General features: G+C 40.8%; 24 protein-coding genes. All 24 read right to left on the reverse strand.

The genetic code is table 11. From position 1 onward, the window contains the following. Positions 1-15 precede the first annotated feature (15 nt). The 24 genes from ACYQ5K_RS15675 to ACYQ5K_RS15790 all read right to left on the reverse strand — a co-directional run bounded on the left by ACYQ5K_RS15675 (position 16) and on the right by ACYQ5K_RS15790 (position 23,536). Positions 16-387, reverse strand: coding sequence for a DUF4180 domain-containing protein (locus ACYQ5K_RS15675; RefSeq protein WP_459777913.1), 372 nt, complete (start codon positions 385-387; stop codon positions 16-18). A gap of 15 nt (positions 388-402) precedes the next feature. Next, on the reverse strand, positions 403-825 hold the full coding sequence (locus ACYQ5K_RS15680; RefSeq protein WP_459777914.1) for a helix-turn-helix domain-containing protein: 423 nt from the start codon (positions 823-825) through the stop codon (positions 403-405). A gap of 96 nt (positions 826-921) precedes the next feature. After that, entirely contained in the window at positions 922-2,523 is a 1,602-nt protein-coding gene (locus ACYQ5K_RS15685) for a terminase large subunit (RefSeq protein ID WP_459777915.1), read from the reverse strand. After that, the gene (locus ACYQ5K_RS15690; RefSeq protein WP_459777916.1) at positions 2,501-3,604 is read right to left on the reverse strand and encodes a DNA cytosine methyltransferase; all 1,104 of its coding nucleotides are present in this window, start codon (positions 3,602-3,604) and stop codon (positions 2,501-2,503) included. The genes ACYQ5K_RS15685 and ACYQ5K_RS15690 overlap by 23 nt, the downstream gene beginning before the upstream one ends. After that, the gene (locus tag ACYQ5K_RS15695) at positions 3,555-4,070 is read right to left on the reverse strand and encodes a ParB/Srx family N-terminal domain-containing protein (protein WP_459777917.1); all 516 of its coding nucleotides are present in this window, start codon (positions 4,068-4,070) and stop codon (positions 3,555-3,557) included. Before ACYQ5K_RS15695 ends, ACYQ5K_RS15690 begins: the two co-directional genes overlap by 50 nt. A 15-nt stretch (positions 4,071-4,085) precedes the next feature. Next, on the reverse strand, positions 4,086-4,625 hold the full coding sequence (locus ACYQ5K_RS15700) for a P27 family phage terminase small subunit (protein WP_459777918.1): 540 nt from the start codon (positions 4,623-4,625) through the stop codon (positions 4,086-4,088). A 159-nt stretch (positions 4,626-4,784) separates the two neighbouring features. Further along, entirely contained in the window at positions 4,785-5,159 is a 375-nt protein-coding gene (locus ACYQ5K_RS15705; RefSeq protein ID WP_459777919.1) for an HNH endonuclease signature motif containing protein, read from the reverse strand. 131 nt (positions 5,160-5,290) lie between these two features. Further along, positions 5,291-5,713 carry a DUF1492 domain-containing protein gene (locus ACYQ5K_RS15710; protein WP_459777920.1) on the reverse strand — a complete coding sequence of 141 codons (423 nt, stop codon included), beginning with the start codon at positions 5,711-5,713 and terminating at the stop codon, positions 5,291-5,293. A gap of 2 nt (positions 5,714-5,715) precedes the next feature. Beyond that, a complete protein-coding gene (locus tag ACYQ5K_RS15715) occupies positions 5,716-5,958 on the reverse strand; it encodes a hypothetical protein (protein WP_459777921.1) in 243 nt (80 codons plus the stop codon). Then, positions 5,951-7,303, reverse strand: a complete 1,353-nt coding sequence (locus ACYQ5K_RS15720) for an SNF2-related protein (RefSeq protein ID WP_459777922.1) — start codon at positions 7,301-7,303, stop codon at positions 5,951-5,953. Before ACYQ5K_RS15720 ends, ACYQ5K_RS15715 begins: the two co-directional genes overlap by 8 nt. Then, positions 7,284-7,565: a PDDEXK family nuclease gene (locus ACYQ5K_RS15725; protein ID WP_349143142.1), complete on the reverse strand. Its 282-nt coding sequence runs from the start codon at positions 7,563-7,565 to the stop codon at positions 7,284-7,286. Before ACYQ5K_RS15725 ends, ACYQ5K_RS15720 begins: the two co-directional genes overlap by 20 nt. Positions 7,566-7,709: 144 nt before the next feature. After that, positions 7,710-9,956: a phage/plasmid primase, P4 family gene (locus ACYQ5K_RS15730; protein ID WP_459777923.1), complete on the reverse strand. Its 2,247-nt coding sequence runs from the start codon at positions 9,954-9,956 to the stop codon at positions 7,710-7,712. Next, positions 9,946-10,377, reverse strand: coding sequence for a DUF7768 domain-containing protein (locus tag ACYQ5K_RS15735; RefSeq protein ID WP_459777924.1), 432 nt, complete (start codon positions 10,375-10,377; stop codon positions 9,946-9,948). The genes ACYQ5K_RS15730 and ACYQ5K_RS15735 overlap by 11 nt, the downstream gene beginning before the upstream one ends. Positions 10,378-10,528: 151 nt before the next feature. Further along, positions 10,529-12,469, reverse strand: coding sequence for a DNA polymerase (locus ACYQ5K_RS15740; protein ID WP_459777925.1), 1,941 nt, complete (start codon positions 12,467-12,469; stop codon positions 10,529-10,531). 59 nt (positions 12,470-12,528) lie between these two features. Next, entirely contained in the window at positions 12,529-12,720 is a 192-nt protein-coding gene (locus ACYQ5K_RS15745; protein ID WP_459777926.1) for a hypothetical protein, read from the reverse strand. 74 nt (positions 12,721-12,794) lie between these two features. Further along, positions 12,795-13,343, reverse strand: a complete 549-nt coding sequence (locus tag ACYQ5K_RS15750) for a DUF2815 family protein (RefSeq protein ID WP_349143147.1) — start codon at positions 13,341-13,343, stop codon at positions 12,795-12,797. 5 nt (positions 13,344-13,348) lie between these two features. Further along, complete coding sequence (locus tag ACYQ5K_RS15755) at positions 13,349-14,479, reverse strand: DUF2800 domain-containing protein (protein ID WP_459777927.1); 1,131 nt, start codon at positions 14,477-14,479, stop codon at positions 13,349-13,351. After that, positions 14,472-14,804, reverse strand: a complete 333-nt coding sequence (locus tag ACYQ5K_RS15760; protein WP_459777928.1) for a hypothetical protein — start codon at positions 14,802-14,804, stop codon at positions 14,472-14,474. Before ACYQ5K_RS15760 ends, ACYQ5K_RS15755 begins: the two co-directional genes overlap by 8 nt. Then, complete coding sequence (locus ACYQ5K_RS15765; RefSeq protein WP_349143150.1) at positions 14,797-15,009, reverse strand: hypothetical protein; 213 nt, start codon at positions 15,007-15,009, stop codon at positions 14,797-14,799. The genes ACYQ5K_RS15760 and ACYQ5K_RS15765 overlap by 8 nt, the downstream gene beginning before the upstream one ends. An 87-nt stretch (positions 15,010-15,096) precedes the next feature. After that, on the reverse strand, positions 15,097-15,735 hold the full coding sequence (locus ACYQ5K_RS15770) for a sigma factor-like helix-turn-helix DNA-binding protein (protein WP_459777929.1): 639 nt from the start codon (positions 15,733-15,735) through the stop codon (positions 15,097-15,099). A 623-nt stretch (positions 15,736-16,358) separates the two neighbouring features. Beyond that, the gene (locus ACYQ5K_RS15775) at positions 16,359-16,598 is read right to left on the reverse strand and encodes a hypothetical protein (RefSeq protein WP_459777930.1); all 240 of its coding nucleotides are present in this window, start codon (positions 16,596-16,598) and stop codon (positions 16,359-16,361) included. Between the two features lie 408 nt (positions 16,599-17,006). Beyond that, entirely contained in the window at positions 17,007-20,990 is a 3,984-nt protein-coding gene (locus ACYQ5K_RS15780) for a type I restriction endonuclease subunit R (RefSeq protein WP_459777931.1), read from the reverse strand. Positions 20,991-21,005: 15 nt separating this feature from the next. Then, positions 21,006-22,235: a restriction endonuclease subunit S gene (locus tag ACYQ5K_RS15785; RefSeq protein WP_459777932.1), complete on the reverse strand. Its 1,230-nt coding sequence runs from the start codon at positions 22,233-22,235 to the stop codon at positions 21,006-21,008. Further along, the gene (locus ACYQ5K_RS15790; protein ID WP_459777933.1) at positions 22,235-23,536 is read right to left on the reverse strand and encodes a hypothetical protein; all 1,302 of its coding nucleotides are present in this window, start codon (positions 23,534-23,536) and stop codon (positions 22,235-22,237) included. The genes ACYQ5K_RS15785 and ACYQ5K_RS15790 overlap by 1 nt, the downstream gene beginning before the upstream one ends. Positions 23,537-23,631: the final 95 nt, after the last annotated feature.

Consider the following 23,631-nt stretch of genomic DNA (forward strand, 5'->3'; position numbering starts at 1 on the left):
CCATATTTGTATTTCTTAATTAACTGCTTTTTCTAATTTCTCCAATGCTTCTTCTCTGCTGCTCACAAAGAAAAAATCTTTTCCTTTATTCGATTCATAAATGAAATCTTTTAACGGTTTACTTGTATAATGTCCATATTCACCATAGATTGCAACCTTCACATGATAATTCATGAATTTTTGAAGAATTTCACCTGCCATTCCACTGCTTAATATGAAGAATTTTTCATCAACAGTTTCTTTATTCAACAGGATTCGCTCTGCACCTGTTTCATATTTTACTGTCATGATCAAATCAAGGGCAGACTGCGTATCAACAATCAACAGTTCATTGCTCTCAATCTCTGCAATTTTTACATTATTTCTATTTAACGTTCTAATATCCATACTTTTTCATCCTTCTCATCTTTTTTCTGTTGCAACCACAAGTAACTCAAACATTTTTTGCATAAAAAATACAGTTCCCCATAATGTGACACGAAGTTTACTTTCATACTCCAGATATTGCGTATGCATAGTTGCTCTCCCCAAACTGTCAGCTTTACTGTTCATTGCCGCCACAAGCATTTTTTCAATTTCCATCGCTTCCTCAAAACTATAAACTGCAATATCAACCACAGAAGATACAACGGTCCTTTCCTCTGCATTATGCTGATCATCAGAGTCCGTATCTTTCATGTAATTTTTGATATCCCACTCGTATATCCTCCAGCTTTTCCCAACCTTTTTTGCAGGCAATTTCCCTTCTCTGATATACCTCTGAATTGTTTTTGGATGCATAGATAACATTTCAGCAACTTTTTCAACTGTATAGTATTTCTCCATCTATATACTCCTTATTGTTACTTATTATTGCAATATTAGTAATTATAAGAAATATTTTTGCTTCTGTCAACACAATAATGACCTTTTCAAAACTGATCAGATAAACAAAATGCCACGAGAATCGTAAACACTCTCCGTATTTGTATTCCCACATCTTATTGCTCTATCAAGTCCCATGATAGTTGCAATAGCACCATCAATCTTTTCTGTGGATTTCTCTTTATCTGCCTTAATATTTCCCGCCGGATCTGTTCGGATAAAAATGTTGTCCATCATCCAACGAAGCACCGGATGTCCACCATGTGCCAGTTTCTTTTCCAATGTCAGTTTCATCAGTTCTTTGGTAGGTGGACTCATATCTTTGAACCCCTGTCCAAATGGAACAACGGTAAATCCCATGCCCTCAAGGTTCTGCACCATCTGTACAGCTCCCCATCGGTCAAATGCAATTTCACGAATGTTGAAACGTTCTCCCAATCTTTCTATGAAATTTTCAATAAATCCATAATGCACTACATTTCCTTCTGTGGTCATAAGTTTCCCTTGTCGTTCCCAGACATCGTATGGAACGTGGTCTCTTCGGACTCGTAAATCCAAAGTATCTTCCGGAATCCAAAAGTAAGGAAGAATTACAAACTTATCATCCTCATCCATTGGCGGAAACACCAATACAAAAGCTGTGATATCCGTGGTGGATGATAAGTCCAAACCACCGTAACATACACGGCCTTCCAAATCTTCTTCATTTACGTTGAAATTACAGGCATCCCATTTGTCCATCGGCATCCAACGGACTGCCTGCTTCACCCACTGGTTCAATCGAAGCTGACGAAAAGAATTTTCTTCTCCCGGATTCTGCTTCGCAGATTCACAAGCAGCCTCTACCTTATCAATTCCAACGGTAACACCTAAGGATGGATTCGCTTTCTTCCACACCTCCGGATCAGTCCAATCATCGGATTCATCTGCACCATAGATAACCGGATAAAAGGTCGAGTCAATCTTTCTTCCCTCTAAAATATCCTTTGCCTTCTGATGTGTTTCATAACAGATACTGTTCGTATCTGTACCGGCTGTTGTGATTAAAAAGTACAGTGGTTGCATTCTGGCATCCCCGGAACCCTTGGTCATTACATCAAATAATTTCCTGTTCGGCTGCGTATGTAACTCATCAAACACAACTCCGTGAATGTTAAATCCATGCTTACTATACGCTTCCGCCGACAACACCTGATAAAAGCTGTTGGTCGGCAGATAGACAATTCTTTTCTGAGATGCCAGTATTTTCACTCTCTTATTCAGAGCCGGACACATACGCACCATATCTGCAGCAACCTCAAATACAATGGAAGCCTGCTGCCGGTCTGCTGCACATCCATAAACCTCTGCTCTCTCTTCTCCATCTCCGCATGTTAAAAGCAGGGCAACCGCAGCCGCAAGCTCCGATTTTCCCTGCTTCTTAGGAATCTCAATATATGCTGTGTTAAACTGACGATACCCATTTGGCTTAATCGTACCAAAGATATCCCGGATAATCTGCTCTTGCCAGTCAATCAGTTCAAATGGCTTGCCAGCCCATGTTCCTTTTGTATGACACAGGCATTCAATAAAGGAAACTGCATAATCCGCCAGTTCCTGGCTGTAATGAGAATCCTTTGCCATGAACTTTGTTGGCTTATATTTTTTCAGTTTCCTCATCACATACACCACCCTTCAACCACTGCTCATACACTGCCGAAGCAATATGCGCCATCATTACCGGTGGAACACTCATACCACATACATACTGGACAGATTCCTTTCCGAAATCATAATCCTGTGGAAACGTCTGTGTTGCAATGTAATCAGCATCGGAAAATTTCTCTCCGTCAGCATATCTCACATGCATTCCTCCGGCTGTATTTGTCGGAGCAATCACATGGTCTTCCACAATCCTATCTGTAAACATAGAACGTTTACCGCGCACACGCTCGGAAATATCAGAAAAACATTTATCCCCTGGCTTTCTCTTTTTAATCAGACTCGCCATCATGCAGTCTTTTAGTGGAATACCGTGTGGACTTCTGACCTCTCCGAAATGGATTGGCTTCTCATTAAAATTCAGAACCAGTTTTGGAAGATTTAAGTCATCTCTTCTGGCAATGAAAAACACTCTTTTTCTCCTCTGCGGAACACCCATTGTCTGAGCATCCAAAAGAAAAATCTGCACGGAGTACCCGGCAGACTTAAATGCTTTGATGATTTCATTGACATATCCCTTTGCGTTACCGGCCACCAGACCTTTTACATTCTCCGCAATGATGACCTTTGGCTTCAATATTTCTGCTGTATGAATGAAATGCAAAAACAAGTCATCCAACCTCTGTTTCTTCTGTCCTTCACGGAATGTCTTTTCTGTACCCCAACCTTTTTCTCTTGCACCTGCATCAGAGAACACACTACATGGTGGTGAACCATCCAGAATATCCAGATTCTTTAATTCATCCGGATATGTTCCCAGACGGTTGAAATCACGAATATCCATGAGATAGGTGTGTTTTGGATGATGGTTCTGCTTATAAATTGCTTCCATGTCTGCATCAATCTCACAGTTCCCTACCACAGTGAAACCGGCAAGTTTATATCCCATTGTAGAACCACCGCCACAGGAGAAGCAACTAAACACCTTTTTACCATTCTTCTCCACATTGCTTAGGTCAGACAATCTCCATTTCCACGGGAAGCAGTGCTTAGTTGTATTTGAACCCACATCTTGGGCATTCATGTTCAAATTCTTCATCCCCAAACACCTCTTCATCATATTCTTTATTTTTTACAACCTTTTCCGTTGTCGGCTTTTCCACTGCAAATAAATCCGTGATTTCATAATCTTCAAAACCGGTAAGCGCTACATCAAAATCAGAGCCTTGCAAATCTGCAATCTCTACTTTCAAAAGTTCTTCATCCCATCCGGCATTCTGGCTGATTTTATTATCTGCCAGAATATATGCACGCTTTTGTGCCTCGGTCAGATGGTCTTCCTGAATGCATGGAATCTTTTCAAGCCCCAGTTTCTGAGCCGCATAAAATCTTCCATGTCCACACAGGATGGTGTTGTCCTTTGAAATGATGACCGGTGATAAGAAACCAAACTCCTTAATACTTGCCGCAATCTGAGCAATCTGCACATCGGAATGTGTTCTGGCATTTCTCGCATACGGAATCAGCTTATCGACTTCCACCATAAAATATTTTATTTTTTCCATAATCTGCTCTACCTCCTATGATCCGTTCCTTGTCCTGAGCAGTCTTTCCATCACATCATCCTGTGGTGTCGCCCCTTGCCATTCCACGGAACAGTTTTCTTTTACAATCTGGTAAATCTGATACCAGACCTGATTGACCTGTTTCATATACTGCTGAGACATGGAAACATATGGAGAAGCAATAGCATTCCCGGTTGTTGGATGCTTCGCAAGGAAACCAAATTCTGATATGCATTCCTCACACTGAATCCAACGGGATACCGACATGGCATACTGTTCCACCAACTGTGTGCTGACCAGTCTGTCACACCCTCTCTCTTTCAGCCATTTCCATGTTTCTTCAAAGACCTCTGCCGCACACAGGTCTTTTCCATTTTTCTGTTTTGTTTTCAGATAATCTTTTACCGGAGGCACATCAACACCTTCCATTGTCGGAGTCTCCGGCAGTTCAATAATAGTAGCGCTGATGCCCTCATTGATTTTGTCTGCCAATGCCTTGGGTTTTCTGCCCGCACCGGCTCTGGCACCGCCTCTTCGCGTACCATCCTTGGCCATGTCCCTCACCTTCTCTCGTTCGATTTCTTTGATTTCGTTTGAAATCGTTTGATATACCCTGTTTGAAATCCCATTTTTGTGCGTGATACCCCCGCCTCGTTCCCCTATAGGCTAACCTGTAGAGATTTTGCTACCCCTACCCTACACCGACCTGCACCATCAATAGGTATACTCTCGGTTCTGATTAAAACGGTCTCCACGCTCGGCATGAATTCTTGAGTGACACGACTTGCACAATGCAATCAGATTCTCTCTGTCATGTGTACCACCTTCACTCAATGGTTTCTTATGATGAACTTCCTCTGTCTCCACCAAGATTCCATTCTCATAGCAGACCTCACAGAACGGATGTAGCGAAACATACTTATCACGAATCCTCTTCCATGCTCTGCCATATCTTCTCTTGCTGGATTTATTACGATCATACTTCTCGTAATTCTGGTTCATCAATTTCTCATGCGATTCACAATATCTTCTGTCCGTAAGTTCCGGACAACCAGGATAAGAACAGGGATGCTTTGGTTTTCTCGGCATATGTTCCACCTCTTTTTCTGCATAAGAAAAGCCCGATAAGATTTCTCCTACCAGGCTCTCCGTCACATTCTTTTGACAATACCATATTAACACATTTGCTTGTGCCATGTTGGGACATTGTGTGCCAACTTTTAATTTTTTTCAGGAACTTCAAAATTCTTCAAAGCTGAAGCATGGATTCTATGAACGGTTCTGTACGAAACTGCTAGTGCCTGGGAAATATCAATCCATTCCATACCATCAAGGTATCTGTATTTTAAAAGCAATCTCTCCGCAGGTTTTTCCAGCTTATTGATGGCTTCGCCTATCTCCACCTTCAACTCCACCAGTCTGTCTATCTCCTGATTAATGCGGTCTTCCAGAAGCATAATCTTTTCGATGGTTTTAATAAATGGTGCTTCTATATTTCTGTTCCCGCTACTGCCAATACGTTCTCCATAGGTCATGCCCTGAACAATACCACGCATACTTTTATAGGATTCCAAACTTCGCATCTGGGAGTTGATCTGGGCATCCAATAAATATGCCTGTTTTAAATATTCTTTCGATGTCATGCTTATCTTCCCCCTTTCTCAATCTCATCACGGAGCTTACGGATTAAAAACTCTCCATCTACATCCGTCAATACCTGATACCACTGTGAACGAAAGAATCTCTCCAAAGATAATGCTTCATCTATGGCATCCCTGTTCTTCGGATTGTGTTTTATTTTCTTTAGCGCCGCACGATAATCCTCGCAAGCCTTCACGATAATGGCATTCGCCAGATTCTCATATGGATTTCCAACTGTTTTAGCCATGTCCGTTCACCTCAGCTTTCACAGCATCTATCAGTGCTGACTGTGTATTATTTTTCTGCTCCAGTGCCTTCATCACATTCTCATCAATGGTATCCTTTGTGATGATGTGATGAATGACCACGGTTTCATTCTGTCCCTGTCTCCAGAGTCTGGCATTGGTCTGTTGATACAATTCCAAGCTCCATGTAAGCCCGAACCAAATCAAAGTAGAACCACCGCTTTGGAGATTTAATCCATGACCGGCTGAAGCAGGATGTATCACAGCAACCGGAATCTCTCCATTGTTCCAATCCTTAATGTCCTGAGAGGACTTAATCTCTCTGACAGAAAATCTGCTCCTGATTCTTTCCAAATCATGCTGGAACCAATAAGCAATCAATACCGGTTTCCCGTTGGCACCTTCAATCAAATCTTCCAGTGCATCCAGCTTTCTGTCATGGATATGAACCACTTCCTTTTCTTCTCCATAAACAGCACCATTGGACATCTGCAAAAGTTTTCCGGAAAGTGCTGCAGCATTGGCGGCATCAATCCCCTTCCCATCCAGAGCAAGTACCATTTCTGCCTTTAAGCTGTCATATAAGTTTCTTTCCTTTTCCGACAGTTCCACTTTCACTTCATTCATAATGCATTCCGGCATTTTCAGATAATCCGCCGACTTCATGGAAATGGTAATATCGGAAATCAGTTTATAAATGGCTTCCTCTGCTCCCGGTCTTGGCTTGTAGGAGAAAATCATCTGCTGATTTCTCTTATCCGGAACAAAGAATGCATTTCGGTATCCGGTAATAAATCTTCCAAGTCTCTCTCCCATATCCAGCAATCGAAACTCTGCCCACAAATCCATCAAACCGTTAGAACTTGGAGTTCCCGTAAGACCAACTACCCTTTTTACTTTTGGTCTTACTTTCAGTAAGCTCTTGAATCGTTTTGCTGAATTGGATTTAAAAGACGAAAGCTCATCAATGACAACCATGTCAAAGTCAAATGGAATGCCGCTTTTCGTAATCAACCAGTCTACATTCTCCCTGTTAATCAGATAGATATGTGCCGGCTTATTCAGTGCCGCAATCCTTTCACTCTCCGTTCCAATCGCAACCGAATAGGTCAGTCCTTTTAAGTGGTCCCATTTTTCAATCTCTGCCGGCCAGGTATCCCTTGCCACACGAAGAGGACCAATCACCAACACACTTTCCACCTCAAAACGATTTAACATCAATTCATAAATTGCAGTCAGTGTGATCACGCTTTTTCCAAGTCCCATTTCTAAAAGGACTGCTGCCACAGGATGTTTCAATATAAAATTTGTTGCATATTTCTGATACTCATGAGGCTGATACTGCATCTATCACACCTCCAATCCCATCCTTGTTATCAATCACAAAGCACATAAACCCCAGTGCCGATAACTGTTTCATTCTTTTTATCTGTAATGCTCTTGGTTTTTTCCCCGGAGCCTTTAATTCGATAAAGGCAATCTTCCCACCGGGAAGCAGCATCAATCTGTCCGGTACTCCTGCGAATCCGGGACAGGTGAACTTAAGACATCTTCCGCCAGCGTTCTTTACTGCTTTTACCAAAGCTTCTTCTATTGTCTTTTCTCTCATTTTCCACGCACCTCCATCACGCTTTTGAATCAGGTGCAAGGTAATGAACGCCATTTCCTATACTTTTTTATATATTTAATTTTTTTAATCCTATAAAAAAGTTATATAAATGACCTACTCAGCCTTGCACCTTTGGAATCACTCTTAATCTGAGAACTCTGATTTCAGTCTTAAGCCTTTTACAACGACGCCTTTATTAGTTCTCTTACGGGTAAACTCTTCTCCGTCCAAAGCAGTATAGAAGTCTGCCGTACTTCTAATGAACTCACCCACACGGATACAGAACGCACGGTATTCGTTGTAGACCTCACCGGATTTTGCCGTATAACTCTCATCAATCTCACAACATTCATCCAAGAAATGCTGCATCCAGTCATTGTTGTCTCGGTATGCGGCAATGGCCTCCTTCACCTTCTCCGGAGCTTCAATATGGAACTGTTCCTCAATAACTTTTTTTGCACCTTCCATAATCCAGCTAAGAATCGCACCGCCTGCATTCTCATACAGATAATCCGCATAATTCTTGATGTCGGAATTGCCCTCAATCTTGGCATTGAACGGAATCACAATCAGTCTTCGCCAGGTACCTTTGTCAATAGCACCCACCTTTGGAAGATGATTGGTATAAAGCACCAGCGTATGGGTCGGTGTATAGGAAAACGGGTCTTTGTATTTCTTCTCCGCATAGATTTCATCCGTAGAACAGAGCTGTTTTACATTGGATGTGTTCAGTCGCATTCCTTCTTCCAATTCTGCAGCAATCAGGAGTCTCTTTCCTTTTGCTTCTGCCAGTTCCGGCTTCACATTTCTTCTGCACCCAACGGTCAGCATATCCGCAGAAATATTTCCGCTGTAACTTCCAAGCACACGGGATACCACATTCCAAAAGGTTGATTTGCCGTTACGCCCTTCTCCGTATGCAATAATCAGTGCTTCCACATATACCTTTCCGACTGATGCAAGACCTACAATCTTCTGCACATATTCAATCAAATCCTTATCCTTCTGGAAGAAGGTATCCAAAGCACTTTCCCAGATTTCCTTTCCCTCTGTTCCCGGAGCAACACCTGTCTGCTTTGTAATGAAATGCAGCGAATCATGCACCATCGCCTCTGCTCCGCCTTTTCTCAAATCATAGGTCGCATCCGGCGTATTTAAGAAAAACTCATCTGCGTCCAGTAACTGCTGAGAGATTTCCAACATCGGTCTTGCTTCCTTTAGAGTTGCCGTGATGTTTTTGGTATCCCTGCGCTTGATGACGTATTTCTTGTACTCCACCGCCTGGGCATATCTTTCATAAGAATGTGCCTGTTCTTTATTGAAACTCTCTGCCGCCTTCTTCGGTCCCAATGCTGCAAGTAATGCCATGGCTCCGTTTTTCACCATCACATCCATTGCCTTTTTCAGTTCTGCTTCCACTTCTGCAAGCTGTCTGTCCGTCAGTTCCTGGGAAATCCCCTGAGACTTCGGTTTGGACTCTTCCCAAAAGCTGCCGTTATAAACCATGTAATCCGTGGATGGAGAATAGCGAAGTCTGTCCATATATTCCTGTGCCAGAACCGTAGCCTGTCCCACATCCGAGAAATCTTCCGGTCTTAACACACACCCGCTGTTATACTGTTCCGGCGGAATATAGCCGTCCTGCTTGGAAACCTTATTGCCAAATCTCTTGGCACTGTTCCAGATTTTTTCCAATTCCTCATCCGGCAAAGGCGGATTGCATTTGGCTGCAGTTTTTAAGAACAGCTCATAAGCAGACTGGGTATCCCCATATCGTTTGATGAGCTTTCCGGCCACATGGCTCATAGTCGTGTTGCGACTGCCTTCTCCTATCTGTTCCAGTGCTTCTTCCCATTTTGCAAAATCATCTTCTTCCAGAATTTCTAAAATGGTACTGTCGCCCTCATACACTTCCACCTGTGGGTTCTCCACACCGAAGAAAAATCTGGCTCCATCCAATGCATTGCTGTCAAAGAACGGATATGCCTGATAGAATTTTTTCTTAAACTCCGAATAGGCTTTTACATCGACAAACTTCGACACAGGGAAATAGGCATGAAACTTCGGTCTTGCAGCAGCTCCATTCTTTTCTTTCATGTGATTTCTACTGAATACCGCAATGAACGATACGCCCGGAAATTCCATTGCCACATCAAATGGTGTTACCCAGTCTTCTTCCTTCTCCGAATGGGTGTTATCAAAATCCAACATCAGACAGTCACTTTCCAAGAAAGCATCGTTACTACGTTTGTTATCCTTGTAGAGTGCTCCTACATGGTCAAAGGAAACTGCCGCTTTCATGCTGTCTGCGTCGGTAACCACTACCCTTTTTGGATAAATAATGTTGGATGCTCTGCCAATATCCGATGATGTAAACAAACTAAACTCCATACTCTTCTACCTCCTCCAGACTGGCATTGAACCATCTGATCTTCTGTCTGCGTTTTTTCGCTACACGTATTTCCTGCTCCATGCCCTTTGTGATAATGCCTCCGAACACCCAGACCTCCTTGCATTTCCCTAAAAGCACATAGTCAAAATGCATAGCCGCTTCTCTCTCTTTTGGATTCGTGTCATCCAAAAACTGAGGAAACAATAAATGGGGAGCAATCGGAATCGTCTGGTTCTCAAATGCAAATCTGCTGTACTTTCTTGCCTGCTCCGTGTTGTATTCAACATCTCCGGAGAATGGGGAACACACATAGACAAGGGGCTGATATGCTGCCTGCTTTTCTTCCCTTTCCACTTTGGACAATGCCTCATAACAGGTCGGATCATAATAGCCTTCTGCATTAAACTTGTTGATGCCCATGGCAAAACACCTCACTTCCAAACACTGCATGATAAAATTTCTGTAATCCTGTCATCTGAATTACCTCCTGCGATTATTTTTTAGGAAGCCTTTGCCTCCTATGTCACAGGCAAAAAAATGGAGCAGGATTTAAACCCTGCTCCGAAGAAAGTTAATCTTTTTTATAAAATTCACACTCATATCCATCGGCATTTAAGATAAGCCCCTTTGCCCAGGTCGGTGTCCTTCCCATCTGCTCACAGACTGCTTCCAAACTCATCCCTCTGTCTGCTTCAATGATAATTTCATCATGGACATGTGCCACAATCGAACAATTTCTTAATGTCTGCATGGCATAAATCAAAACATCCCTGCTGATCGCCTGCACAATATTTTCCACAAATTTTGGTCCGTAGCTTTCCAGTCTTTCCCACTTTTTAGTAGCACCAACACCCTCATAGGTCACGGACTCCCCACCAAACTTATTCTCACCCATTCTTGGTTTCACATAGGCAAGTTTTCTCCCGGATGGAAGCACAATAAAAAGAAATCCGCTTTTCCAGTACATCTTAATCCCACACACTTCCGCTGGGATTCTCTGTTTTACAACCATCTTTACAGCCCTGTCTACTTCCCACCAGAAATCCACGATATGCGGATTGGCGGCTCTCCAAGAATCCACCAGCGGCTGCAGTTCTTCTTCCTGCATTCCCATAGCCAGTGCTCCCATGGCTTTTAATGCACCAACCGAACCTCCATACCCACAACTTAGTTCTGCCTGCTTGCCCTTCTGGCGCAAATGTCCGTTAAGTCCATGCTTTTCTACCGGTACTCCAAACATTCTGGAGGCTGTTTCACAATAAATGTCCCCATTCTTTGCAAAGACTTCCATTCTCCACTTCTCTCCGGCAAGCCAGCTTAACACTCTCGCTTCAATGGCACTAAAGTCTGCCACAATAAACTTTCTTCCATTCTGAGGAACAAAGGCAGTTCGGATGAGCTGCGATAAGGTATCCGGAATATCTTCATAAAGCATATCCATCACTTCATAATCCCCGCTTCTTACAATGGCTCTTGCCTCAGCCAAGTCAAAAATATGGTTCTGCGGAAGGTTCTGCAACTGGATCAAACGACCACTGAACCTTCCCGTTCTGTTTGCTCCGTAAAACTGGAACATTCCTCTGGCTCTCCCGTCACTGCACACTGCATTCTGCATAGCGGTGTACTTCTTTACGGAGGATTTCGCCAACTGCTGTCTCAGTGATAAGACTTCTCTCAAATGCTCCGGTGCAACCTTTAGGATTTCCGCCACTTCCTTCTTTCCCAGACTCTCCATTTCCAATCCGTTCTCGGCCAGATAATTCTTCATCTGCTGTACCGAATTTGGATTGTCGAGATTTGTCATATCCTGTATGGTTTCCGTCAGATTCTTCTTGCTTTTGTCATCCATGGCAATGGCACCTTCCACAAATACCATATCAATGCCAATCCCCCTGTCATTGATTTCTTCATTCAGATGGTACTCATCCCAGATTTCATTCGGAACCGGAAATCCTGCCAGTTTCCGCTGTATCCCCATTTCCGTTTCTACATCTCGCAGATTGTATGCCTTAAAACTGTTCCATTTCTCCATATCATGCATTGGAAGATTTCTAGTACGTCCGCCATTTGTTTTTGTGGCCGCACACGGAACACAGAAATACTTAATCAGGTTCTTCCCTTCCGTCAGTTTCTGCTTCTCCAAGCCAAGCACTGCACCAACACCTTCCAATGATAACGGAAGCCCCAGCGTTGCAGACCATATCATGGAACATCTCCAGCTCTTTGGATTCATATACTCGCCCACCGGCAAACCAAGAAATGCAGATAAACAGATACGTTCAAAGGAAGCATTAAACGCCCACTTGATGACTTCATCGTCTTTTAAGGCATCCAAGATTTCCTGTGGAATTTCTTCTCCCAAAGCCAAATCCACCACCTGCACATCCCCGCCATCCACGGAATATCCAAACAACAGTATTTCAAAATCATCCGAGGACGCATACTTATACACACCGGACTTCTGTAGATTCACTGATGAAAACGATTCAATGTCTATACTAAGAGTTCTCATAAAATTCATCCTTTCTATGACAAAGGCGACAGAAGAAGTTCCTCCGCCGCCTGTCATTCCTATTCCTTCACTTCATCATTCTGATCATCTTTTTTCTGCTTACCTTTTGTAATAATGGATTTTATCTTCTTTACTACAAATCGGATAAACTCCATTATGCACCAAACAATGCCGTTAATAGCAAACCCATAAATAATGCAGAAAATCACAATCACATCAACCTGCTTCATAAATTCGTATAAATCGTTCATATCGTTTACCTCGTTATTTCGTATTTTTCTTCTGGCAGACGATGCTTTTCACATCGCCCGCCATCAGGTATTTCCTATGCTAAGAAATCATCATCCGCTTCCGTCTTGAAATCATCTGCTGCAGAAGTTCTGCCACCTAAAGATTCTCCGTCACGGATCTTCTGGATGTTACCAAGACCACAGGCAACTCCCTTGTTTCCGTTAGAATTGAACGCATAGAAATTTAAGGATACTCTCGCATAACAGCCGCTGTACACTTCATCACGATCCAAGATAGGTTTTACTGCCTTATCTACAATCTGAGGAGCTGTTGTACTGTTTGCATTTACAAAGTAATGGCCTTTGTATGCCTCATCTTCTCTTTCCAAATCGCCATCTCTGAGCGGAAGTTTTAAAGAACCCTTTGGAGGTTTCTTGCCACCGAACTTCGCAATACCATCTTCAATCGCCGCATCCACTGCTGCATGAATGGCATTGATGGTTTCCACATCATCCTTTGGAATCAATACGGACACGCTGTATTTTTCAGGACCATTGTTGATGCTGACTGGTTCCCAACCGTGGAAATAAGAAAGTCTTGTGTTTTTACCTGTTACTACCTTTGTTCTGTTTACGTTTGCCATAATTTTTAATCCTCCATTTTGAAATCATTTTTTACATCTGCTACATTCATTGGCTGGCGCTTATCGGTAACCGGAACCAGTGTCGGTTTCCCCTGCGGTTTGATAAGTAAGCCGCCAATAATCTCCTCAAAGTCCTTCTTACCCATGAGCTTCTGCATCTCGGTAATGGTAATCAGACTCTGTTTATAAATATCCGTGTATCCATACTCTTTCGCAGCTTTCGCCACAGCATCCTCATCGGAATATTTACGGTTGCTTCTGCCTTCTACCACCTTATATCCGTTCCACTCTTTTCCGTGGCGGACTGCGGATTCCAGTGCGTAGGCGGCAATGTCATTTGCCCATTTTGTAATATCCGGTAAGATTGGAAGCAGTTCTTCAATCTCTTCATCCGTCAGAAGCGGTGGAAGTTTAAACTCTTCCTGGGCAATCTTTAATTTTTCTTCAGCTCTCGCCCTGCACTTCACAGCGGCTCTGCAAAACTGACACCATTCTCCGGCACAGAAAGCACCTTCTCCACGAATGGCCATTTCAGCCTTAGGTTTCAATTCTTCCTCAGCCCATCTTCTAAGGTCTTCCACAGGAACTGTCCAAGTGGATACATTTTCCCTTCTTGGCTGGAAGATGGACATGGATACTTCCGCAATGTCATACAAACTGTCATAAATTGCAAGTGCTCCAAGTGCATAACATTTCATCTGTGGATTTTCTTCTGCCTCCACCAGAACCCCAAGACCATACTTGAAATCAATGATGTGGAGCTTATCATCAGAAACGATTAGGCAGTCTGCCGTTCCAAATCCATCCGGAACATAATCCGAAAAATCAACCTTCTGCTCAATCAGGATGATAGGATCTTTGCAGGTCTGCTTTGCAATTTCCAACTGTTCCAGCACAAATTCCACATAAGCGTCCGTGTGTTCCTGCATTTCATCACTGTCATAATCAGAAACCGGTCTTTTACTTCTCATACGGAGAGCCTTCTTTAATTTGTGTTCACAGAATGCGTGAGCTGCTGTTCCTTCTTCTGCTGCCTGACTGGACTTGTTTTCAAATTCAGCCTCAAGCATGGCACTTGGTGTGCAGTTCATCCATCTGTGGGAACTGGAAGGACTTAATAATGCGTGTTTACTCATTTCCAAGTTCCTCCGCATCCCTCATAAGGGCTTCATAGTGTTCCGGTGCAACATCGGAAAGTTTGGAAGCACCATACTTCGTAAGAAGTGTCTTCACATCCTTTGTGAAACCAAGCTGTGTTTTCTGTGCCAGAACTCCACGAACCTGTTCCAATGTGACAGCCTTCTTTTCCGGAAGTGCCTTTGATGGCTCTGCCTCTTCAATCACTTCTGCATCTGCAACCAGTTTCACATCCGCATAGGTGTCTGCAATGGCAGCCAACACATCCGCCAGAGAATGCATTAGTCTTGCCGCATCCATCAGTAAGTTGTACTTGTTACTCATCTGCGTCGTCTCCTTTTGTTGAAATTTCTTTTATGCCCACTGACTCAACGGTCTGGCCGGGAGATAAAAGATAAATCTGCTGATAGTCGCCAAATAACAGGCGGACAATCCTTGCAGGAAGTTTCATGTTCGCACCCTTAAGAATGGTCTTTGACTTTCCCTTCGGGTCAGAAACATGGATGGTGATTTTGTGCTTGATTCCCATCTTTTCTACCTCGCTTTCTGTAAGTGTTCTTCCTTACATGTCACAGGCAAAGCAAAAGGGCAGGTTTTAAACCCGCCCCGAAAAATTTTAAAAATAATTTTTATAGAAGTTTTCTTCGATATACTTCTTAGCCTTGTCCACATGTTTCTTCACATTCTGAGGACTTGTACCCATCTGTTCTCCGGCTTCCTTTAATGTATAGCCTTCCAACTCTACCAGTCTTAATGCCTGCTGCTGTAATTCCGTCATCCCTGCCATCACTTCATGGAAACGCTCCACCACAGGATTATCCGATTCAGGTACATATGCAGTTGCCGCCTCCACAGAAGACTTTCCATCTGTGTTCTCATCATCCATCTCCCAGTCTAATGAGAGATTCCAGTTACTTGGGAATCTTTCCTTTAATTCCTCTTCCACATCAAGTGGGTGTGGCTCATAGCCATACTTGTCCACAAAGTCTGCAATATATTTTCTTTTCCATTCTGCAATTTCCGCTTTCATGGAATCACTGCGCTGTGGACGCATGTTTTTGGTGTTGTAGTAGACCTCGCTGTCATCTAAGGAATGCATTGTCTGGATGTGCAATTCTGTTACAATGTCCTCTCCGTCACCATCACCGGGACGGATTGTGTGATACACCACACGATATCCGCCTTTGCCGTCTTCTACCTGTACCGGATAGCGGTACTCTGTTCTTTGATCCTGTCTTGTTTTACGAATTTTCATAAAAATCCCTTACCTTTCCGCCCGAATCTGGCGTTAAGGCAAGGGATTCAAAAGATAGTTGGTGCTTTGGTCTGGTACCCAATGCTCCGAAAAACGTGTATAGCAAACAAAGGGTACTCTACATGTCACCTTCACAAAATTTCTGTGAATGTAATCTGTATGTATCCGCTTGCCGTATTACGTAATTCGGGCCAACGATTATTTTTTTACCAGTCACTCCAAGGCAGACTGTTCGCCTTTGACAGAGCTTTAATGCTCAGAAGAAAACTGTTTGTCTTACAATTTTCTTCTCAATATTAAGTTCTCTGTTTGCTTTACTTCTTACTTCTCCTTTAGAAACTGAAATTGCACCGATTTTGTAAACCAGACAACAGAAAAAGGCCTGACAAAATACAGGTGCTATTAACACCTATACTTCGTCAGGCCTTGCTCACTACTTACTGTGTGGCGATTCGCTCAGTACGAATTTTCTTCTTATGAAAGCTGACTGCTACAACACTTCTACAGATGGGACACTTGATTTTGATAATGCCCTCTGTATCTGGGTCTGCGTCAAACAATCGTTTATTTCTGCAACATGGACAAGCTACGTGTATTTCTTCCTTCATGATTCCACCCTCCCATCACATACCATAATCATATGGAGAGCGAAATCTGCGATTCCCTTCCGCTTTGACTGGAATTTTTGTTTCTGCCTCTTCCCTTGTAGGAAAGATTCGGCTTCGTCTCAACTGAATAGCGCCGCCATTCAAAAATCGTACCGTATAAAAATCTCCTCGTCTTGCTGCTACCACCACTTCCGTGATGGTACGATTGCTTTCAATAATAAAAACGTGTGAGCCAACTTCTAATCTTTCTTGCATCTTTACGCCTCCTGTACTAAAGAGGCCAGCCAAAGGGAAAGTCAAACTGACCATACACTGATTTATTACTGTTGCTGTTTAACATTTTTCCTAATGTAGCGATGCAATAATTATATCGAACATTTGTTCTCTTGTCAATTAGAACCTGACGTTATTGTTTAATTATGTGCCAAGCATACTACATCCGGAATTTTTACCCGTTGAAGAAAGTTCAACAAAAAAATATTCAATATATGCTGTTTTCTATATTTTCCCTGATGTTTCTTCTCTTTTTTCCCAAAAAACAAGAAACATATGCCATTTGGTGTTGGATAAAGTTCAACACTTAATTTTAAATTTTTTAAACAAAAAAATAGACTAGATTTTCTCCAGTCTATTTTACACTTTGTATATAGTTGAATTTATGCTTTATAATGGCGGCTGATGTATTAAATATTCATAACCATCTATTTTTAGTTCATCATATGTATCGGAATAATCCATTGCCCAATTTAAATGTAGAATACGAGAATATATATCATTCTCCTCACCTTTCTTACCCGGCAGTGTAACATCTAACGTAATCTCTGCCAATTGCAATAGCTTTCTACTAACTCTAGATGGGATGTGGATTCCAAGACAAGCTGATACAACATTTGACTTGTTGAGATTTTGACCTTTCTTCATATTGCTTATGGTAGTATTATCCAAACCAGTCTGAGATTTCAGCGTACGAACACTACATCGGCAAATATTATCGCTCATAAGTTTTGTCAATGCATCTCCAAATTCTAAACCACCAATTGCAGTAAGCATTTCTCTTGCAATTTCACTTACTAAACCAAGTTTAAGCATTTCATTATCAGATAGTTGTGATAATTCATCATAATACTTAAATGATATGCTTGCCATAGATTTAGGTAACGTTAAGTAATGCAATTCCCCTGTTTCATTATCTATAACAAACTGCAAGAAACATTCTTCCTCATGCTCTTTTGCATACTGAGTAAAGAAATATTTTCCCTTTTCATCCGTATCCAAATATTTCTTATCCAGCACACACAATTTATTGTCCACATAAGCAAAGCAGTCTGTATCAATCATACATGCTAATGCTTTGCTTTCGGTGTACCACTCCTTCAATTTTTGTTTCTTAACGGTCGTTGTAGTATGCTTTCCTTCTAATTCACTATCCGTCAAAACAATTCCTACAGATTTCTTATCACCATCCTGGCGCTCTGTTGATTCCTTTGCTTTATGTTTCTTATCAAACTCGTTTTCAGGATATGGATCTTTACCTCCTGATAAAAGGAAATACCTCAAATAAGCATCCACCAACATTGCTAATCTGGATTGTCTAAAGTTATTGCGCTCTATACAGATGAAAAATTCTGTAGCCTTGTCATTATCCACAGATGCTTTTAGCTCATCAAACTTTCCGTGCGCTTCAATAGTTTCTTTAGTAACCTTGCGTGCCAACATCTCCCTTAACAATCGTTCGTAACAGCCAAGCCTTCTTACAACTCTTCTGATTCTAGCATCTTCTGCTCCCTTCATCAGTTCAGATATGTAATCACGGAATGATTTTCCGGGAACAATTTTTGCATTTCCGGCCTGCACATCATGAATGAAAACATTAGCATACTTTTGTTCCTCTTGAGAAAGCATCGAAAACGATTTATGTAAATCTTTTAAGGTTCTGTCTAATGCTTCTTGATCATACTCTCCCTGAATAAGTTTCAAAAACTTTTCAAATCTGGAGTTCATGTAATCAGCATCAATCTTTGCTGTGTCATATTCTGTTATATGTATTTCGATATCATAAGGAGAATCTCCACTTCGACCGCCACCGCCACCACTGGCTAATTCCTTATATCTCGCCAATAGAATTAAATAAGTCATCTCATCAAATTCCATGACGATATCTGTACCATCTTCCGATTGATATACAGTTTGTTCCCATGTAAATCCTTGTATTTTAGCAGCTTCTAGGTACACATCAAATTGCTTAAACAATTTTGCAAATTTCTTTTTTTCAGCAACTTCATCTGGCAGTCTATCAAAGTCCGGGATTCCTGCTGCCTCAAACAATTCTGCAATTTCTTGATATGTCCTATTAAGGCTACGTAGATTCTTAGGAAGTTTATCTACAAAAAGCCCCATCGGAATATTGCCTGAATATGCCTCTACTGCAGCCTCAATATTCTTAGCCATGGTATTTGGTCTTCGATAATATTTAATGATTCCAAACGGTTTTTCTGATACATTAAACAGTCGATTCGTTCTAGAAAATGCCTGAATAAGATTTTCGTATTGCATAACCTTATCCAAATAAAGCGTGTTCACCCATTTTGAATCGAATCCGGTTAGCATTTGATTTACAACTATCAGAATATCAATCTGCTGCTCTTTTTCCAGTCGGTCATATGGTTTTTTATGTGCAAGACGCAAACTGACATCTTTTCTGAATTTATCATATGTTGGAATAGTAAAAGACTGTCCAAACATCTTTTTATAATCGTCCAACATATCCACAATACCATCTTCTTTTTCAAGAGAACCTGTTCCACCTTCGTTATCAATACTAGGGTCAAACATTGCTGTAATATGAAGATTCGGCATTTCCTTCTTCATCATATAATAATATTCTACTGCCTCTGGAATGCTAGATGTAGCGAATATCGCATGGAATTTACCACCTCTACTATAAATCAGCCATTTTTTCTTAATATCAGCTATTACACCTTGCTTATATTCCTCTGTTTGGTACTGCTCATTTGGTATATAATCTTCTATACCTTTTATCCATTTAGTACCAACCATTTCTCCTTCCATTTTTACCTGTGCAGAGTCCATAAATTTGTAAAATATCTTCTGCTTTTTCTTGCTTTTCATAACTTCTTCAACAGATTTTGCTTTTGCACGCTCAAGAGCAACTTCTAATCGAAGGTCACTATCATCATAAATTTTAACCATATATGGATCAAATCCCAATACATTCTTATCTCGTATCCCATCAGCTAATGTATATCTGTGAATTTCACTACCAAATATAGTTGTGGTCGTACTATCTTTTTTAATATTGACATCCTGTATTGGTGTACCTGTAAACCCAAAAATGATAGAATGCTTAAAGGTGTTTTTTATTGTTGTCAGCATCTCACCAAATGTAGAACGGTGACATTCATCAATAATTATGACCATTCTCTTTGAGCGAATTTTTTTAATATCTGCTTCTTTTAAACACTCCGCATCCTCGGATATATTGCTGAGTTTCTGAATGGATGTAACAATAAGTGTATTATCCGTATCATCACTCTTCAATTTTGATATTAATACATCCGTATTCTCTGTCGCTTGTATGGATTCCGATTCTGTTGCGAACGAACGGTATTCTTTGAGTGACTGAATCCCCAATTCTTTTCTGTCCACCAAAAATACAACTTTATCCGCATCATGTGAACTTGCTATAAGCTGAGCCGACTTAAAGCTGGTCATTGTTTTTCCAGAACCTGTTGTATGCCAAACATGACCACCCCTTTGTGTCTCAGGCGTATCTTCTTTCCAATTCCTTTTTGTCACACGATCCGCAATTCCAATTGCAGCATAATATTGATAGCTCCTCATAACCTTTAAAACACCATCATCTGTATCTGCAATAGTATAGAAACCTATCAACATATGTGCCATTGGAATATTAAGCAAACTGGCTGTTACCTTGTCCCATTGATTAATCGGTACATTGTCAAAATCTGCCCAATGGAAAAAGAACGACTTATTAAACTCACCATCTTCTCCAGGATTCGCAAAATAAACGGTTTCTTCTGGCTCCATTGCAACAAACACCTGTACCAATGAAAACAAGCCTCTAAATACACCTTCATGAGAATACTTAATAATCTGGTTACATGCCTCGCTGACCGGAACATCACTACGCTTTAGTTCAATATGAATAACCGGCATTCCGTTTATAAGCAGCAACAAGTCTCCACGCCTATCGTTCAAGATTGGTGATTTGGTGCTAAAATGAGGTTGCTGTACAATTTGATACCTGCTTTCTCCATAAGCTATTTCTTGACGGTCATAAATTTTTAAACTTACTTCTTTGCCAAAATGCAATGTATCATCTGGATTATCTCTTCTGATAGATACACTTTTTCCATTTATAAATCCATTTAACTTGAGTGGCGTATGCAGATTGATAATCTGCTCCATAATCTGATCCATCTCACTATCAGTTAATGGACATTCATTCAAGCAGTCTTTGTGTCTATTGTTATTAAAGAGGATATCAGCCCAGTTTCTGATAAGATCTTTTTCCGTTGGATGTCTTATTATATCTGGCTCCCAACCTCTATCTACAAGTATACCTATAACCGCCTCTTCAAAATCTGCTTCTTTAGTAAATATCACACACATTCACCTCCGTTAAACAAACATTTTATCCAAACAAGCGCTCTTAATATGCTTTAATTTTTCTACTTCCATTGTTTCGATTTCGATAAGTTTATCAAGTTGTGTAAAAAGCTCTCCTATTTTCTTCTGTTCTTCCAATGTAGGAGCAATATATGCTTCCATGCCTAAAAAAGCCTTTGGTTTCAATGTTTTCAGCTTTTTAACTGTACCTTCCATACTTCTTGATATCTCATTTATAAATCGTGGATGACGGACTATGCATTCCATAAATGTTGAATCCTGATCTGTATAGAAAATTTTATATATAGGAGATACACATCCCTTGCCTAATGCATTTCTATGAATAGCACCATATATAACATTTGCAGGATTATAAATGATATCATCATACTCTGTCTGCAAATACTTCTTATTCTCTTTATCAAGAATAAGAAAATCTCGCTTATTCGTCTTCTTATCCTCTGGTCTGATAACACCTTCTTCAATCGTAAACGAAAGCTGCGGATATTCCTCTGAAATAGTATCAATTACATGTCTCTCTTTAAATATTTCTGTAAACGGCTTCAATATCCAAGGTTCTGTAAATTCACTAAACCTTACTAATGGAACATTTGTCCCATTTTGCGGAAACATTTTGTCAAGCATAGCTTTTTTCACACAAATTAACCTATCATACTCTTGTTGATGAAGGGTGATAAGATGGTCAAGGTGTGAAAAATATAACCCTATTTCCTCTTGTTCTCGCAATGTTTTTGGCATTAACAGCTCCATATTTGCCATCTGCTTTCCAGATACCTCTACGAAGGTTGAACCAGCACCGACAATTTCTCCATATCTTTTTAATTCATTACTGCGAGAAAAAATGAAGTATGAATCAAGCTTATTTTTATGTGGAACAATAGATTGAAAGCCTTGATTCGTGCACCCTTCTTTAGATAAAATCGCTGTTTTCCCTATTCCTGCACGAGAAGTAAACAAAACTGTTCCCCTTGGTAACATCTTTGCAGAACTGTGGTTATACCCTTCTTCTGTTATCTTTCTTTGACTTGAAGATAGATAAATTTGGTCTGATATTTCGGCTGGAGCATACCAATCAATATCTCCATCCCAGTATTCAGAAATACTTGTACTCGGTGTTCCACCTCCAACAATATCACAAAGTTCGCCCAACTTAGACTGTTCCCAGTCGTCAGAATAGCCCTTCACTCTTATTTCGGGTGTACAATTACTTAACTTACGCATTATTGACCTCCCAAAATTTCTTTGAATTTTTTAAGACCGTCCATATCCGACTCTGGTCCAATTAATGTTTCTATAATTTCCGAAAGACTGCTACTGGTTTTTGACTTTTTCTCTTGTATATCCTGCATCGTTGTTGCATATTTACCAGATAAATACAAAATATCATCTATCATTGTTGATAAGATATTATCGGAAATTCCGATTAAAGATTCCACGAGTGGCCTTATCCATTTATACTCCACTATTTTCAACGCTTCCTCTTCTGACAGTCCCTCAATTACTTCCTTTGTCTTAAGATGTAAAGCATCTTTCTTTTGCTTCATATCCTTCTTAATTCTACTCTCTTCATCCATAAGATTTATTGCGGAAACTATCTTATTCTCGAAAGAATTTTCTGGAAATTCATAAATTGATTGCAACTGCTGAATCCTATTATTTACTGATGTCTTTTTACAAGTTCCATCATTTCCTTTTTCAATAGCCTCCCAATCCACCTCTTTACATGTGAGCATATATTCTATTTTTTCTTTCTTCTTTGACAGAGACAAATATTGTCGCAAAGCACTTATTTCAGCACTATCCACATCTTTTAAAATTTCATCTGCGGTTGTTTTCAACTCCTTAGCGACAAAAGCATCATTCGTATCATTTAGATATTTTCCTTCTTTCTCATCTTCTTCCATAGATTCGATTATTTCCGCATATGCCTCACCAATCTCAGCAAGTCTTTCTTCAAGCATTTCCACTTCATGCAGATTCTCCGGTAACAATTCGCGCTGGATTAAATCAAAAGGTAGAATATGCCCTTTCCATCCATCTTGTACCTCTGTTACATCGTCATCATCACTATCTTTATTCTTTTTCTTAATGACCATGTTCGGATCCACCTGTGTAATCACCTCGAAACCTTCTGTTTGAAGCATTTCAATATCAGCTGCAATAACATCCCAATATTCGGCAAATACTTGATATGCAACATATCTGTCCGCCAACTTAACCGAATCTATTCTCTTGAATATGTCACCTGTAATTTTCTCTTTTTCATGTTCTGCAATAACATCTAATACTCCCTCTATTAAATCTTCCTGCAGTGTTTCATAAAAACCATTGAAAGCATCTATAAATTCTTGCCTATACCTTTCAACAGATGCAAAATTTGCTATCAACTGCTTGATTTCGTTTATTCTAGGTTGAACATATCCTTCCAATGTCTCTTCAAACAACGCTTCCTTTAATCCCGGAAAAGCGTCCCAGTAACACTGGTAGTCACTTACTTCCGTTTTCGGTATGCCCCCAAACATCGTTGCTCTGAGGTCCCATCGTTCCGGTTCATCCGTCGAATCTACATAACGAAGAATATTAAGATTATAATCATTAGTGATATGCTACCCTCATA

The organism is Allocoprococcus similis (assembly GCF_054660775.1).